The organism is Ignavibacteriota bacterium (assembly GCA_016212665.1).
GTDB lineage: Bacteria > Bacteroidota > Ignavibacteria > UBA10030 > SZUA-254 > FW602-bin19.
The window spans coordinates 56,150-71,549 of the sequence record JACREZ010000011.1; the positions used below are offsets into that span (position 1 = coordinate 56,150).

Annotated in this window: 18 protein-coding genes; 4 read left to right on the top strand and 14 right to left on the bottom strand. The window is 42.5% G+C overall.

Features of this window, described 5'->3' with window-relative positions; translation table 11 throughout:
• Window positions 1-66 precede the first annotated feature (66 nt).
• From HY960_03900 to HY960_03910, 3 genes are all read right to left on the bottom strand, one after another.
• Window positions 67-471: a hypothetical protein gene (locus HY960_03900; GenBank protein MBI5214871.1), complete on the bottom strand. Its 405-nt coding sequence runs from the start codon at window positions 469-471 to the stop codon at window positions 67-69.
• Window positions 440-682, bottom strand: coding sequence for a hypothetical protein (locus HY960_03905; protein MBI5214872.1), 243 nt, complete (start codon window positions 680-682; stop codon window positions 440-442). Before HY960_03905 ends, HY960_03900 begins: the two co-directional genes overlap by 32 nt.
• A 69-nt stretch (window positions 683-751) precedes the next feature.
• Window positions 752-1,120, bottom strand: coding sequence for a DUF423 domain-containing protein (locus HY960_03910; protein ID MBI5214873.1), 369 nt, complete (start codon window positions 1,118-1,120; stop codon window positions 752-754).
• Window positions 1,121-1,287: 167 nt separating this feature from the next.
• Here HY960_03910 and pdxA point away from each other — a divergent pair, with 167 nt between their 5' ends.
• The 4 genes from pdxA (at window position 1,288) to HY960_03930 (ending at window position 6,467) form a co-directional block, all read left to right on the top strand.
• Window positions 1,288-2,298, top strand: coding sequence for a 4-hydroxythreonine-4-phosphate dehydrogenase PdxA (pdxA, locus tag HY960_03915; protein ID MBI5214874.1), 1,011 nt, complete (start codon window positions 1,288-1,290; stop codon window positions 2,296-2,298).
• Entirely contained in the window at window positions 2,295-2,954 is a 660-nt protein-coding gene (locus HY960_03920) for an ATP-binding cassette domain-containing protein (GenBank protein MBI5214875.1), read from the top strand. Before pdxA ends, HY960_03920 begins: the two co-directional genes overlap by 4 nt.
• A 248-nt stretch (window positions 2,955-3,202) precedes the next feature.
• On the top strand, window positions 3,203-5,353 hold the full coding sequence (locus HY960_03925) for a carbohydrate binding family 9 domain-containing protein (GenBank protein MBI5214876.1): 2,151 nt from the start codon (window positions 3,203-3,205) through the stop codon (window positions 5,351-5,353).
• 13 nt (window positions 5,354-5,366) lie between these two features.
• Complete coding sequence (locus HY960_03930; protein MBI5214877.1) at window positions 5,367-6,467, top strand: serine/threonine-protein phosphatase; 1,101 nt, start codon at window positions 5,367-5,369, stop codon at window positions 6,465-6,467.
• Between the two features lie 52 nt (window positions 6,468-6,519).
• Here the strand turns inward: HY960_03930 and HY960_03935 are convergent, their stop codons facing one another.
• From HY960_03935 to HY960_03985, 11 genes are all read right to left on the bottom strand, one after another.
• Complete coding sequence (locus tag HY960_03935) at window positions 6,520-6,765, bottom strand: NifU family protein (protein ID MBI5214878.1); 246 nt, start codon at window positions 6,763-6,765, stop codon at window positions 6,520-6,522.
• Window positions 6,766-6,807: 42 nt separating this feature from the next.
• Window positions 6,808-7,902, bottom strand: a complete 1,095-nt coding sequence (apbC, locus tag HY960_03940; protein ID MBI5214879.1) for an iron-sulfur cluster carrier protein ApbC — start codon at window positions 7,900-7,902, stop codon at window positions 6,808-6,810.
• Window positions 7,903-7,913: 11 nt separating this feature from the next.
• Window positions 7,914-8,108 (bottom strand): hypothetical protein, encoded by a 195-nt coding sequence (locus HY960_03945; protein MBI5214880.1) that lies wholly within the window; start codon window positions 8,106-8,108, stop codon window positions 7,914-7,916.
• Window positions 8,109-8,125: 17 nt separating this feature from the next.
• Window positions 8,126-8,269: a hypothetical protein gene (locus tag HY960_03950; GenBank protein MBI5214881.1), complete on the bottom strand. Its 144-nt coding sequence runs from the start codon at window positions 8,267-8,269 to the stop codon at window positions 8,126-8,128.
• A gap of 4 nt (window positions 8,270-8,273) precedes the next feature.
• Complete coding sequence (locus HY960_03955) at window positions 8,274-8,927, bottom strand: hypothetical protein (GenBank protein MBI5214882.1); 654 nt, start codon at window positions 8,925-8,927, stop codon at window positions 8,274-8,276.
• 87 nt (window positions 8,928-9,014) lie between these two features.
• A complete protein-coding gene (locus HY960_03960) occupies window positions 9,015-10,229 on the bottom strand; it encodes a glycine C-acetyltransferase (GenBank protein ID MBI5214883.1) in 1,215 nt (404 codons plus the stop codon).
• 96 nt (window positions 10,230-10,325) lie between these two features.
• Window positions 10,326-11,555 carry an alcohol dehydrogenase catalytic domain-containing protein gene (locus HY960_03965; protein MBI5214884.1) on the bottom strand — a complete coding sequence of 410 codons (1,230 nt, stop codon included), beginning with the start codon at window positions 11,553-11,555 and terminating at the stop codon, window positions 10,326-10,328.
• Between the two features lie 72 nt (window positions 11,556-11,627).
• Window positions 11,628-13,001 carry a 16S rRNA (cytosine(967)-C(5))-methyltransferase RsmB gene (gene rsmB / locus HY960_03970; protein ID MBI5214885.1) on the bottom strand — a complete coding sequence of 458 codons (1,374 nt, stop codon included), beginning with the start codon at window positions 12,999-13,001 and terminating at the stop codon, window positions 11,628-11,630.
• Window positions 12,986-14,239: a GlmU family protein gene (locus tag HY960_03975; GenBank protein MBI5214886.1), complete on the bottom strand. Its 1,254-nt coding sequence runs from the start codon at window positions 14,237-14,239 to the stop codon at window positions 12,986-12,988. The genes rsmB and HY960_03975 overlap by 16 nt, the downstream gene beginning before the upstream one ends.
• 70 nt (window positions 14,240-14,309) lie before the next feature.
• Window positions 14,310-14,534, bottom strand: coding sequence for a 50S ribosomal protein L31 (gene rpmE, locus HY960_03980; protein MBI5214887.1), 225 nt, complete (start codon window positions 14,532-14,534; stop codon window positions 14,310-14,312).
• A gap of 64 nt (window positions 14,535-14,598) precedes the next feature.
• Entirely contained in the window at window positions 14,599-15,159 is a 561-nt protein-coding gene (locus tag HY960_03985) for an SPOR domain-containing protein (GenBank protein MBI5214888.1), read from the bottom strand.
• Between the last annotated feature and the right edge of the window lie 241 nt (window positions 15,160-15,400).

A 15,400-nucleotide genomic window follows, 5' to 3' on the forward strand; every position in this document is an offset into this window, starting at 1 on the left:
AGAAATTGTTTTTTTTGGTTCCGAGTTGGAAGTTGGTTGAAGAAAATAGTTTTGAACTGACAATCCTCAGGATAGTTGTACAGTCTTTGATTCAAAATCTAGTAGCAAAGTTGTCCCAACAGAAGCAATGAACTCCATTCCTAAGAGTGAGTCACCGGGGATAAACCAAGTCTCAACTTTTTTCTTCTTCACAAGTACAGTTCCGTAATACATCGGTAACTCAACTTCTTCACCTGTTGCCAAAGTAAATGTATCATAACCCATGAATTCTATTTTGAGAGTTTCCAAGATTTCTTTTGGCAAAGCGATACCACCACTGAATCCCGTATCAACTGTAAACGAAATATTTCCTTTTTTATGGAAGACGAGTATTCCATCCTTCCTGAAGGAGCCAAAAAATGATGGAGAATTATTAGTGATGTTTCCTTCGAGGATTTTTTCATCCTCTTTTTGGTCCTGCATGATGAACATGTGCCGAAGTATATCCTATTCTTACAAAATAAAAAGTTCCGGACGGGTATTTTTTCTTTCCTTTTTTGAATGCTTCCAGAACATCTTTTCCTAAAAACCAATCTCCGCTTTCCGGTTCAACAGCCGCAAGCATTCCTCTCTTTTGTTTTAAGGAATGTAATTTAGATAAGACAGATGCTGAAGGTCGTCTTACTTTCGGTATTTTGAGCATTTCGATTCCTATTGTTTTCTTAATTACTTTGCTGTTTTAATATAAAGGATTCAGATTTGTAAGACAATTTTATACTATTGTCTGATATGCCTTCCACGCCAAATACAACCACCCCGCAAGAAAGCAAAGTCCACCAAAGGGCGTAATCGCACCGAGCCATTTTATTCCGGTGATGCTGAGGAGGTAAAGACTTCCTGAGAAGAGAAAAATCCCAACGACAAATAACCACCCCGCAATTTGAGCGTTGGAAATATGTGAAGCCGCCCACGCAACAACAAACAATCCGAGAGCGTGGTACATGTGGTATCGTACACCGACTTCAAAAATGCTGAACATGTCGGGAGTAAGTTTTTGTTTGAGCATGTGAGCGGCAAATGCGCCGAGCGCAACACCCAGAAAAGAAAAAAGAGATGCAAGAATGAAGAAAAATTTATCCATTGACGATTTACGATTGATTCATTGATGATTGGTTTTAATGATAATATCAAACTCAAAATAGAAAAGCAAACATCTTTGGATTTGAGTTCAAGCGTTTGTACATTTTCGCCGCATTGTATGATGATATCAAATACCCCAATACTCCATTACTCCGATGAGGGATTTGCATGAAAAGTAAACCAATAGTCGGCATTACAATGGGTGACTACAACGGCATTGGACCGGAGGTTGCAATCAAAGCGGCTATTTCACTTCAGGTTCAAAGTATTTGCCATCCTGTCCTCTTTGGACTGATTGATGTATTTGAATATTATGCGAGACTTCTGAAGATGAATATCCTATTAAGGGAAATTGACGAACAAAATTTTTCATTTCAAAAGAAAGGGATTCCGGTCTTTCATTTGTCTCAATATCAAATTTCGGGAATTCAACTTGGAAAAGTTACAGAAGAAGCGGGATTGTATGCTTGCCTTAGTTTGGAAAAAGCGGTCGAATATTGTTCAGACAAAATCCTTCATGGGATGGTGACAGCGCCTGTATCAAAAGATTCGATGAACAAAGCAGGTTATTGTTACCCCGGACAAACGGAAATGCTCGCCTTTCTTACTCGGACAAATAAATTTATGATGATGGTAACTGCCGGTTCGTTTCGTGTCGGATTGGCGACGATTCATCTACCTTTGAAATGTGTTCCTGAAGCAATTTCAAAAAAAATAATTTCGGAGAAGTTGATTCTGTTGAAACAATCACTAAAAAAAGACTTTGGAATTGATTCTCCCAAGATTGCTGTGCTTGGTTTGAATCCTCATGCGGGCGAAGATGGTTTGCTTGGCTACGAAGAAATTGATTTTATTATTCCATCACTCGAGTATGTTCGTCGAAGGAAGGGAGTGAATGTAGAAGGTCCATTTCCCGCAGATGGATTTTTCGGTAGGCATCTTTACCGAAATTACGATGCCGTGCTTGCAATGTATCACGACCAAGGATTGATTCCATTGAAGATGCAGGGTTTTGATATTGGTGTGAACTTCACTGCCGGATTGCCAATCGTTCGCACTTCGCCTGACCACGGAACGGCGTTCGACATTGCAGGAAAAGGAATCGCAAATCCATCAAGCATGATTGAAGCAATCAAACTTGCTGTCTCAATTATTCATAATCGAAAAAAAAAACAATGAACATTCAATTTGAACACGTCAGTGTCGCATTCGATAAACACATCGTCCTGAAAGACATCAATCTGGAAATTAAGGAAGGCGAGTTTGTTTCTCTTACCGGGGAATCGGGTGTCGGGAAGACAACATTTCTACGCTTGCTGTATTTTGATTTACTGCCGACTGATGGAACGGTTCGCGTTGGGTTGTTCAGTTCTTCTTCAATCAGAAAAAAGGAAATCCCGCAACTCAGAAAAATGCTCGGCATTTCCTTTCAGGATTTCAAATTACTTGATGACAGAAATGTTTATGACAACATCGCCTTTGTGCTTGAAGTGATTCGGCAGAAAAATGATTTTATCAAAGAGCGTGTGCCGGAAGTTTTATCGCTTGTTGGTTTGGAGAATAAGCAGAATGCAATGCCGCATGAACTTTCCGGCGGCGAGCTAGCACGTGTTATGCTTGCCCGTGCGATTGCAAATCAACCGGAAGTTCTTATTGCTGATGAACCGACAGGTAATCTTGATTTGAAAACCGGATTGGAAATTCTGGAAGTCTTAAAGACAATCAACAAAAATGAAACGACAGTGATTATGGCATCGCACAATATGGAGATTGTGAAGAAGGCAGGAGGAAGAGTGTTGTTGTTGAAAGATGGGAGAATGAGCGAGAATAAATGATTGACGATTGAGTCATTGAGTTGATGACCGATAAATGTCAAAGATGTGAGATGTGGGATATGAGATATTTGTTACCTCTCTCTTTTTGTAGGGTATTTCCAGAGACTATAATTGCCTTTGTGAATCATGTACTATGAATCCAAAACTAAAACACAAAACAACAAACTAAGAAACTATCGTTGGCCTGCAACCCTTCCTCACATTCCATCGTATCAACAACCAACCGATTTATTATCTGTGCAAAGTTTATGAAAAACAATCTCAGTCACATTTTTATTTCAGTTCTTTTTCTCATCTCGACAACGGTTTTTGCAAACGAACCTCTCAAACCAATTCGAGTGCAAATTGCTCCGAACATTGACGGCGTTCTTGATGAACCGCTTTGGAATCAGGCGCCGAAAGTTTCTGGCTTCAAAACGTTCATTCCCGATTTTGACATCATACCGAAAGAACAGACGGAGGTGATGCTCGCCTATGATAGCGCTAACCTTTACTTCGCATTCAAGTGTTACGATGAACCGGACAAAATCAAAGCGTCAGTCTCGGCGCGGGATAAAATGATTACAGATGATTTCATTTGTATCAATCTTGATGCATTCAATGACCAACAAGGACTGAATGCGTTTTATGTGAACGCATTCGGAATTCAGGGAGATAGCAAGTTCGCGGCAGGGAACGAAGATTTCAGTCCAGATTATGTCTGGTACAGCGCGGGAAAAATAAATCCTGATGGATTTACTGTTGAGGTTCAACTTCCACTCAAAAGCCTTCGCTACCGGAACGACGAGCCGACGACGATGGGTGTTATTCTCGAACGATTTATTAGCAGAAGAAATGAGCATAGTTGTTTCCCTCGTCTTGACCCGGCGAAGGGATTTGCACTTCTTACACAAATGTACCCGCTTGAATATTCCGGCATCGAACATTATACATTATTGGAAATTTTACCGGCACTCACCGCGACACGGCAGGATGTTCGTGAAGGGACGAACTTGGTTCGAAGCAAACAGGAAGCGGAAGCAAGTCTCAATCTCAAGTACGGGATTACTTCCGATTTGATTTTGGATGGAACCATCAATCCCGATTTCAGTCAGGTAGAATCGGATGCGGGGCAGGTGGATGTGAACCTCCGGTCGAGATTATTTAACTCCGAAAAGCGTTCGTTCTTTCTCGAAGGGCAGGATAATTTCAACCTTGCAGTCAGTGCAAACAGTTTCGACCCGATGCTGTTTTATTCAAGAACAATTATCGAGCCGGTGCTTGGAACAAAGTTGACCGGTAAAGTCGGGAAGTACAATACACTCGCCGCTCTTTATGCAGTTGATAATGTTCTTGAACAAGAGCGACCGACACTCGGCAACTACATTCATGTTCCTGTACTCAGATTCAAATCGGCACTCAGTGATGATAGTTATCTTGGATTTCTGTATGCCGGACGTGAACTTGACGAAAGCCATAACCGAGTTCTCGGGTATGATGAACAAATTCGTGTTTCAGAGTCAAGTGTTTTGGAGAGCGCGGGATTTCTTACATGGGCGAAAGATGTCGGAGTTGCCAAAGCAGTAAGAGGACATACCTTAGGTTTTCGGTATTCATACAACACGCGCAACCTTGATTTCAGCCTGAACGCACGTGAGATTTCTGAAAACTTTCGTGCTGATATGGGATACTACGCACGCACCGGTGTCGTCAACTTTATCGGATTTGTCAGACCGAAAATTTATCCCGCAAGCGATTTGTTGCAACGAATTGATTTCGAACTTGCGACAGGACATACGAAGGATAGGTTTGGTGGATTGTGGGAAACAGGAAACGACCTTGCCGCAACTGTTTTCTTTGCGGGTAACTGGACGTTCCGCACTCGCGCGGTGTATGCTACTGAAATATTTGAGGGGCAACGATTCAAGACAAGCGGAGTTCACACTCAACTTCGATCCAACATCACGAAAACATTGTTTACCAATCTTTTGTTTCGTCATACGCAAGCAATCTTCTATCCAGCATCATTACAGGGGAAGAGCGATGTCGTTTCTGCAACAGTAAATTATCAGCCAACGGAAAATATGCAGGTTGATGGTTCGTTTACTTATTCAGACTTCACAAGCGAGGATACTCAAGAGATGCTTTATCATTATACAATCACACGTCTAAAGTTAACGTATCAGGTGAATCAATATCTTTTCTTTCGTGCGCTTGGCGAGTACAACAATTTCCGCAAACAACTCAGCACGGATGTACTTGCTTCGTTCACGTACATTCCCGGAACTGTTGTCTATGTTGGCTACGGTTCAATCTTCAACAAGGTACGATGGGACGGAACTTCGTATGTAGAGAGCGAAAATCTTTTGGAGATGCGGCGCGGGTTGTTTTTCAAGATGTCATATCTATGGCGCTCGTAAATTATTCATTTCAATGAAATCAAACCCAAATAACCATTCAACTCTTTTTGAAACGTTAAAGAAAGATATCCAACGCGGAGATTTCAGAAGTACTGTCTCACGGGAATTTCATGAGTTGAAGGATTTCATGCTCGATGATGAACGAAAGAAACGTCTTCAACAAATGGGACGCGTGAAGGGGTGGTTCTACGTGGTTGGGTGGCTTATGAAAACCATGTTCTTTCGTCTGACACCGACGCGGAGATTGCTTGTTGTTGTTGGCTTGCTCTTCTTATTCTTTTCGCGGGCGCGATTATTTGATGGAGAAAATATTCAGATAGAAACGAACACCGGAATCCTCGGAGGGTTGATGATTCTTTTCGTGTTGATGCTTGAACTGAAGGATAAATTACTCGCGAAAGAAGAACTGGAAGCGGGACATGCTGTACAAAAAGCATTGATGCCGGAACGAAGTCCGAAAGTTGAAGGGTGGGAGATGTGGTTATTCACCCGTTCAGCAAATGATGTTGGAGGCGATTTAGTAGATTGTATCAAGGTAGATGAAGAACGATTTGCCGTTATGCTAGCAGATGTAGCAGGGAAAGGATTGAGCGCCGCACTGCTCACCTCAAAACTCCAGGCAACGATACGCGCGTTAGCTCCGGACGCAGAATCGCTCCCGCTCCTTGCCACAAAACTCAATACAATATTTTGTCGGGATAGTTTACCCAATGTTTTTGCATCGCTTGTCTATGTCGAACTTCGCTGTGGTTCAGGAGAAGTAAAGGTATTGAACGCAGGACATTTTCCTGCGCTCTGTATCTATGGGAATGAAATTCGGAAAACCGAAAAAGGGGGAGCGGCTTTGGGTCTTACAAAAACTGCCCAGTACCGGGAACAAAAAATTGTTCTGCAGGAAAATGAGTTGATGGTAATTTATTCCGATGGATTAACGGAAGCGAGAAATGTAGCAGGAGAATTTTATGGAGAACACAGAATCCAACAATTATTACCTCTTCTGACGAAGTATTCCGTAGGAATAATAGGTGAAATGATAATAGCAGAACTCGACCGTTTTGTCGGAAGCGCACGGACCCATGATGATGTTTCAATTGTTGTTTTGAAGAAGGTATAAAAAAATCAAAAAGAAGAATCAAATATTATTTTGAACTACAAATTTAATAGTTTTATCTATGGACCGCTTCCACTCTCTTCACCTCCGGCGCAAAGTGCATAATCGTTCGTTCAATCCCCGCACGAAGCGTGAGGGGGGAGAGAGGACATATCACGCATAACCCTTCGTAGCGTACTTCTACAATACCATTTTCTTTGATGTTTACAAGTTGAATATTGCCGCCATCTGCTATGAGATATGGGCGGCAATATTCTAATGCTTGTTCGATTCGTTGTTGTAGAGGTGAAACGTTTTCCATAATTGTGTCATGTTGAACCACAGAGACGCGGAGTTCGCAGAGTTAATTTACGCCTAAATCTATTTCAATTTTCGGTGTTGGAGTTGAGAGCGATTGGATGCTAAGTTGCGCCGCCATGTTTCTTGCAAGTTGTCGGATTTGTTTTGCCTGTGTTGCTTCCGGTTCGAGCACGACAATTGGTTTTCCTATATCGCCGCCGACTCTGATGGGCGTGTAAATCGGAATATCGCCGAGGAATGGAACGTTGAGTTCTTCCGCCGCTTTCTTTCCGCCGCCGGTTGAAAAAATTTCTTCCCTGTGTCCGCAGTGTCCGCAAATGTGGTAACTCATATTTTCGATAATTCCGAGTATCGGGACGTTCACTTTCTGAAACATCGCAAATGCTTTTCGTGCATCAGCGAGAGAAATATCCTGCGGTGTGGTTACGACGACCGCTCCCGAAAGTGGAATAGATTGAACAAGCGTTAAGTGAATGTCTCCTGTGCCGGGAGGTAAATCAAATACGAGATAATCAAGTTCGCCCCAGTCCACATCGGACATAAACTGTTTGACTGCTCCGCTCACCATAGGTCCGCGCCAAATGACTGCTTGCATCGGGTCAACGAGAAAACCGATGGACATGACCTGTACGCCATGTGCTTCAAGTGGAACGAGTTTTTGTCCTCTCATTTTCGGTCGTTCATCAATTCCCATCATGAGCGGAATGCTCGGTCCGTAAATATCCGCATCAAGCAAACCGACTTTTGCTCCATCAAGCGCAAGCGAGACTGCGAGATTTACTGCTACGGTTGATTTCCCCACGCCGCCTTTGCCACTTGCAACTGCGATTGTATTTTTTACGCCCGCCAATAATTCAGCACGTTGCTGGCCTGGACTTACCCGCACACTTGATGTCATTTCGATTGAAATTGTACCGACATTTTCAATATTGTCTCGGATTGCTTGTTCGGCGGCGGCTTTCAATTCATCGCGGACGGGACAAGACGGAGTTGTTAATTCAATTTTGAAGGAGACATTTTGCTTGTCAATCTTCAAATCTTTAACAAAATTCAAAGCGACAATATCCCGATGAAGGTCAGGGTCTTTCACAAGACGGAGTGAGTTAAGAACAGATGTTTCTGATAGTTGTTGTTTCATAGGTTGTGTTTTCAATGAGTAAGTGAGGGAATAATAAATTGTTTTAAGGATAATGCGAACAGAACGGAAAGTGTTACGTTTAGGAGTGTCCCAAGTAAATAGTAGGTTGGATTTCTCTTGATGTCTTCCGAACGAACTAATTCTTTCGCGGCAAAGATAATCGCAATGGCAGTGTATTCTTCAAACAAGACAAAGAGGATAATCAAAACAAATTCACACAATCCTATCCACGTCCCGGCTTCTTTCCATTCGATTTTTCGTTTGATGTTGAGTTTTGGGTCAATGTAGAGAAGGATGCTTTCAGCATCAGACTGATGAGAAGAAAAGAACAGAAAGCGAGGAACCCGCTGATGAGGTAAAGGCGCATTATCCTATTTCATTCCTTTCAATTGCTTCGGTAACTGTTGAAGCAACATTCCGACAGCAATTTCTCCTTCCAACACAATATCTTGTGGTACTGCTTTCAGAGCGATGGACACTTGTTGTGGCGTACGTTTCAACTTTTTTGCTATTTCAGTTTGAGTTGCATTTCGTTTGTATAGTTCGAGCACCTGGAGTTGAAAATTCGTAAGTTGTTCTTTCCGAAAAAGCAACAAGTTGATAAGTCCTGTAAGAACAGTTTCATAAGTTTCGGCAGAAGGAATTCGCATTTGAAAAAGTTTTTTTGTTTTCTTGAGTTTTTGGAGTGTTTCGTCTGCTAAATAAAATCCCGGACCATCCATTTCCGGGCTTCTACGTGAAGCAAGTCCAGCTGTTAATGTTTCTCGAACAACAACACATCTGCATCGGAATGGACGTAATTCGTTTATGAAGTTGCCCGCAATATCATAGAGGTGTTCCGAATGTTTTAGAACAGTAGCGACTTCATCGCCTCGTGTAATTTCCATTGGAGCAAAAAGACTTTTCTTGTACGTGGTATTAATCTTATGTATCGCCCGCTTCAATTGTTTTGTAGCTGATTCACGGTTTTCTAATCTTCTCGAACGAACGAGATCGAACAAGAGTATGTAGTAATAATTCTTCATAGCGGGATGATTATATCAAAAACTATTGATATTTACAAAATCAATATAATTTTGTTGATTATGATAAAATCAACAAAATATTGTTGATTAAATTACTTTCATCTTTTTCCCGACCTTTTCAAACGCTTCCAACGCTTTGTCAATATCTTTCCTTGTGAGAGCGGCGGAGATTTGTGTGCGCAATCGTGCTTCACCTTTCGGAACGACAGGAAACCACAATCCTTTGATATAAACTCCTGCTTTGAGTAATGCCGCACTCATGTCCTGTGCAACTGCCGCTTCACCAAGCATGATGGGAACGATCGGATGCCCGCCTTCTAAAATTGTGAAGCCGAGCGAAGTGATTTCTTTTCGGAAGTAGGCAGTGTTTTCATGCAGGCGATTGACGATGGATTTATCTTTCGTTAATAAATCAAGCGCCGCCATAGCGCCAAAAACAATTGCAGGTGGAAGCGAATTGGAAAACGTATAAGGTCTTGACTTTTGGCGGAGGTAACTAATCATCTCTTTTGAACTGCTGATGTAACCGCCAGCCGCACCGCCGAGCGCCTTGCCGAGTGTTCCGGTGATAACGTCAATCTTTTTCAAAACGCCTTTTGCTTCAGGAGTACCTCGTCCTGTTTTTCCGCATACTCCGATGCCGTGTGAATCATCCATGAAGAGAATTGCATGATACTTTTTTGCAAGTTCGACGATTGTATCAAGTGGCGCAAGGTCACCTTCCATGCTGAAGACTCCATCGGTAGCAATGATGCGGAAGCGGTAATCTTTCTTACTGTCTTCGGCAAGTTGTTGTTCGAGATGGGCGACATCGGCATGGTTATAAATTTTCTTATCAACGAATTCATTGCGGCACAGACGCTGTCCGTCAATGATGCTTGCGTGATTTAGTTTGTCTGAGTAAAGAACATCTTTGTGTTGTTCCTTGCCGAATCCTTCGTTGATGAGTGAAGCGAAGAATCCTTCGTTCGCCGCAAAACAGGAAGAGAAAAGAATGGTATCTTCCGCGCCAACGAACTTGGAAATCTTCTTCTCCAATTCATAATGAATATCCTGCGTACCACAGATGAAACGCACCGAAGCCACGCCATAGCCGTATTTTTTTATTCCTTCGATTGCGGCTTTCTTTACTTCGGGATGATTGGAAAGTCCGAGATAGTTGTTCGATGCAAGCATAATGACATCTTTTCCCTTCACCGTTACAACTCCGCCCTGTGGAGATTGTAAAGCAGTTTCGTATTTGTATGTCTTTGCTTGTTCGAGTCGTTTGAGTTCAGTTGTAAGTAGTTGAGTAGTATTCATATTTTTCTTTCAGTCAATAATTAACCACGGATAACACGGATGTTGACACTGATTTCCACAGAGATTGCACGAGTAACCAGTAACCATCAATTATGGCTATGGTCTCAATAAAACCTTCAGTGCGTCTCCGCTTGCAATCGCTTCGAATCCTTTATCGAATTCTTCGAGCGGAAATTGATGCGACACGAATCCTGCTTTCACAAATCGTTTCGCTAATCCTTTTTTCAGAATATCAGTCATCATATCCCACGTTGACCAAACGCGGCGGCCGATAACGCCATGAATCGTTCGTCCGGGGAAAATCATATGCTTGGCAAAATCAAGCGGCATCGTTCCGTTCGTGATTCCAAGCAACGACAATTCTCCGCCCATGCGAAGAATGTTGAATGCATCTTCGTAGGCGTGATAACTGCCTGACATTTCAAGCACTGCATCAACTCCGGCGCCATGATTTTGCGACTTTGCAAATTTGTAGAACTCCTGTTTCTCATCATGAAGAGAAACATCGAAACATTCATCGGCGCCGAGCAAACGCGCCATCTTGAATTTTCGTGCCTCTAATTTCTCGTGCGTGTTCTCTCCGTGCGAAGCATCAGTAACGATAATTTTTTTCGCACCGGCGCCTTTTGCAATCGCAACGGACATCAAACCAATCACACCGAGACCAAGTACGGCAACAACTTTTCCTTTGATGGATGATAATGATTGTACTGTGTGTGTCGCATTTCCAATAGCATCCATGAACGCAACAATCTCTTCCGGTATTTCTCCGTTCTTGAAAATGATGACATTCTCGGATGGGAGGACAACATATTCGGCAAACGCACCGTCGCCATGCAAACCGCGAATAACCGTGTTCGTGCAGACATGGTACTCGCCGAGTTTGCATTGAGCGCACTCGCCGCAGGTAATGTGCATCTCTGCTGTTGCAATAAAATTCTCGCTGATGTAATTGACGAGTGATTTATCTTTTGCAATCTGTGCGGCAGTTCTGTTTTTAATAAACTTTTTAATTTCCTTGTATACGCGTGATTTATGAATCAACAACTGCGCAAGCCGGAGTTTCGCTTTCGGTCCTGCGTCGGTGATTCGCCCACAGAATTCATGACCGATTGTTACGTCAGGCGTTTTCAAGCCGGACATATTATTCTTGAGCGAATCTTTTGAATTATAAATACCGACATCCGTCCCACAAATTCCGCCTGCAACGACTTTGAATTGCACATCGTTGGACTGAATTACGACCGGGATTTCTTTTTCGGTAAGTTGTAAGCCATGTTGCCACGCTCTGTATAATTGAGGTTTCGGTTTTACGACTGCTTTCATTCCAGTTTCCAGTTTTCAGTTTTCGGTTTTCGGTTTTCGGTTTTCAGTTTTCAGTTTTCAGTTTATTTGAATTCAAAAATCTTTAATCAGTCGTGCCGCGAAGCCCCCGTCAATATGGTGGCGATGTGGGAAGGTCATGACTAATCCATCCGGGTTCACGAGGTTCTTGTTGACAAACTTCGATGCATTATCAATGTGAAATTCAGGATGCTGCTCTACAAATTTTTTGATTTGCATTTCGTTTTCTTCCGGCTCGGTGGTACAGGTTGAATAGACTAATACTCCTCCCGGTTTCACCAAATGTGCCGCACGCTCTAACAATTGTTCCTGAAGTTTTACCATAACTTGAATATCTTCAATCTCGCGTTTCCACTTCATGTCAGGTTTTTTTCTTAGCGTTCCGAGTCCCGAACAGGGCGCATCAAGGAGAACTTTTTCAGCCGGTTCGATTTCGAGCGTTGATGCATCGGTCGCAAGTGTTTTTACATTCGTAATGCCGAGTCGCTCGCAACTTGTTTTCAGAAGATTCAACTTGTGGTCAAACTTGTCAACCGAAATAATCTCACCCTTATTTTTCATCAACTCTCCGATGAGTGTTGATTTTCCACCGGGCGCGGCGCACATATCAATCACCCGCTCGCCTGATTGTGGCGCAAGTAACAGCACTGGCAACGCCTGACTTTCATCCTGTACGGAAAAATATCCCTGACGGAAAATATCTAATTGCGCAATGCCTGTCAATGTTTTCACGCGAATAAAGAAGTCGATGAGTTGTGAACCTTCATATTGAATTCCCTCCTTATCAAGAAGGACGAGAAATTCGCCGGGTGTAATTTTCAACTTATTAATACGAAGAGTAAGAGGTGGAATTTCGTTATTCGCTATCAAAAATTTTTCAAGGTCGGGGATATCGAATCTTGGAAGCCATCGTTTCACCATCCATTGCGGATGGGAAAAAAATACGGAAAGATAATGCAACTGATTTTCATCGCGTTTGGGATACTGAATGTCATTTATGTTTCTAATGACATTACGAAGCACAGCGTTGACAAAATTTGCAGTCTTTTCTCCCCTCAACCGTTTGATGAACTCAACCGCTTCATTCACCGCGGCATAGTTTGGCATCCGCGTCAGAAAGAGAATTTGATAGAGCGCAACACGGAGTGTATTCTTCAGATTGATTTCTGTTTTTGAGAAATTTCCATGCGTGAAACTATTGAGCAGATAATCAAGTCGTCCTTGCCAGCGCATCACTCCGTGAACAAGTTCAGCAAGCAAACTTTTGTCAACGTTTGATAACTCATCCAACTTCAGTTCAATGTCGAGAAGTTTATCCATGTACGCGTCGGTGCGTTCGATTCGGTTAAGAATCTTCACGGCGGTTCCTCGTGCGCCGGCATACACCGGCTTTATTTCATCTTCTTGTTGGATTACTTCTTCAGCCATTGTTTCCGTTCTTGTTTTGTTTGATTGAACACGTGACGCATCATTGATTCGTACGCTTTGCTCATGGTGATTCCCCGACGCGACATCATGCGTCGAGCAATTTCAATACTCTTTTCAATATCAAATGTCGTGAACGAACCGGAACTTCCCCATGAATAGGAGGGTAGAAATTTTTGTGGAAAATCAGCGCCGAAAATATTACACGAAGTTCCGACGACACTTCCTGTGTTGAACATGACATTGATTCCCGACTTTGAATGGTCGCCCATCGTGAGACCGACGAACTGTGAACCGGAATTGAACTCATCGCCATTGATAAACACGTTCACATTTCCGTACGTGTTTTTCAGATTGCTAGTATTCGTGTCGGCTCCGAGATTGACCCAACTTCCAATGTACGAATCGCCGACAAATCCGTCGTGCGCTTTGTTTGAATATGATTGGAAAATTGAGCGAGTAACTTCGCCCCCGATTCTACATTCTCGACCGATACTTGTTCCGGGATAAATCTTCGCTCCGATTTTTATTTGACTCCCTTCACCAATAAATGCAGGTCCTGCTATAACAGCGTTCGGCATGATAGTAACATTCTTCTCGATAATTATTGGACCATGTTCCGCATCCAACACAACTCCCGGTTTAATGACAGCACCGGAGCCAACGAGAATATTTTTTTGATTAAGTAAATGCGCTCCGTTGTAAATATTTCCAGCAATTGCTTTCTTCGTTTTCCGTTTCAGCAATAAAAAATCTTTTTCGATTTGTTCAGCATTATGTTGAACCAACTCCCAAGGGAAACGAATAACGTTGCATCCAATTTGTTCTTGAAGAAAATCTTGAATTCGGGCAACTTGTAACCCCGAACCTGTAATCCGTAACAGGGGAAGATTCTTCCTCTTCACAAACATTGCCACAACATCGTCGTTGTTCAAAAAGACGCGCTCTTTACCATCATGCTTTTTCATAATGCGTGTCAATGTTTCATCAGCGATAACGCGGCTATTGATGAGCCAGACATCATCGTTAGGGAACGTATTAACTTGAAACGAAGGAAAACATTCTTGTGTGTACTCGCTGAGATACGCGCGGGTAATCAGAGAAACATTTTTGGAAGGAATGAATGAGAGAATTTTCTCACGCAATGTTGAGCAACCGCAACGCAACTCAAACGATGGTTGGAGGTGCGTAAGGGGAAGAAGGTGCTTGACCGTTTGGTCTTCGACAATACAAAGGTGCATAGTTTTTGAGAAGAAAAAAAACGGAATCCCGACTTCTCAGAATTCCGTTTTCAAACTCATACAAAAATTATTACGCAGGTGTTGCGACTTCCTGAGTTTTCTTCGCGTAACGCTTTTGGAACCGTTCAACGCGTCCCGCCGTATCAACCAACTTTTGTTTGCCGGTGAAAAACGGATGACACTTTGAACAAATTTCGACTTTGATATTCCCCATTGTCGAACGGGTTTCAAAGGTTGCACCGCAAACACAAGTTACGTGTGAGCGTTTATATGCGGGATGAATGTTTGATTTCATGTAATTTTCTCCAATTCTTAAAAAATGCAGTGCAAATATAAGAAGTTTTCGGTAGTTTGCCAATTCACTTGAGTTCGTCAACCCAGCAGTCTTTTTTCATGGTTGATTTGATTTCGTCAGCGACTTTTTTTGCTTCACTTCGTGACGAAAATTTTCCGACCGCTACACGTACCATCTCGCCCTTCGGAACGAGAAACGCGTCGAAATCTTTCCCGATGAACAACGACTTTTCTTTTTCTGCTAACGCTTTGTTCTTAAATGTGCCGACATAAATTGTGAACGAGCCTTTTTCTGTTTGAACAGGAGCCGGTTCTTTTTTCTTCTCGACAATTTTTGGTTTCGGTTTTTCCTCGATTATGGGAGGAGGCATTTCTTCTTCATACATCGAATCGCCCGGCGCTTGTGAGAACGTGTCAGGTTCGGGCATCGAACTTTCCGGAATCACCACTTGCGATGTTGGTTTATCTTCTTTCTTGAACACATCGGAATACAAAAGAAAATAGACGACAACAATTGCGACAACGCCGACAACAATCCAGAGTGTAATTTGTTTTGCTTTCGGGTCTCCGTCGGGCGGATGTAATGTCGGTCGCTTCGGTTGATTGAGCGGTTGATTTTCATTCATAACTATTTCTCATCAAAATTTTGTTTGATGAAAGTACGAAAAAGAGGGGAGAGGAGCAATTGTTAAAAATGCGAACGAGAGGTAGGGCGATGGTGGAATTAATCTAAAATCCGACATGGAAAATTATGAGGGGCAAATCCAACAAATACGTGAAAAGTAAGAACTAGATACACCCATGAAATGGTGGATGAGGAAATAAAACAGAGGAATTAGAACGAACGATGTTCAAAAAAAGAGAACT